This is a genomic window from Bradyrhizobium sp. UBA2491, assembly GCF_002341725.1.
Classification (GTDB): domain Bacteria; phylum Pseudomonadota; class Alphaproteobacteria; order Rhizobiales; family Xanthobacteraceae; genus Bradyrhizobium.
The window spans coordinates 1-545 of record NZ_DDOP01000053.1 but is presented as its reverse complement, the minus strand read 5'-3'; the positions used below and the strand labels follow the sequence as shown (position 1 = coordinate 545).

At 69.4% G+C, this 545-nt stretch carries 1 protein-coding gene; it reads left to right on the top strand.

The window, feature by feature from the left end:
• Positions 1-545, top strand: a 545-nt coding sequence (locus B2W55_RS17665) for an outer membrane beta-barrel protein (protein WP_291532260.1), incomplete at both ends; no start/stop codon positions are given.

Genomic DNA, 545 nt, shown 5'->3' with positions numbered 1-545 from the left:
CAAGCCGAAGCCGCCGCCGGGGCCAGGTTCGCCTGCGCCCACGCCGCCGCCGGTGACGCCGACTGGCGACCTGCGCCTGTCGATTCCACCATCGACCACCGCCAACAAGACGCCGCTGCCGCCGGCGATGGCCGGCACCATCGTCGGCCAGCCGCCGCGCAAGCGCCTCAAGATCGACGACGATCCGTTCGGCGCGGTCGGCGATTACGCCGGCTCGTTCCTGATCAAGACCGCGGTCGAAGTGATGGGCGGCTACGACTCAAACCCGGGCCGGCTGAACTCGCCGCAGGGCAGGGGTCTCTATGTGGTCGCGCCGGAATTCCTCGCGGTGTCCGATTGGGAGCGTCACGCCATCGTCGCCGATCTGCGCGGCTCCTTCACCGGTTATGGCTCCGGGTTGTCGCCCAATGCCGACGGTACGCCGCTGTCGGCGCCGCTCGACGTCGACCGGCCGAGTTTCACCGGCCATATCGACGGCCGTCTCGACGTCTCCAGGGACACCCATCTGACCGCACAGGCCCGCCTGCTGGTCTCGACCGACAATC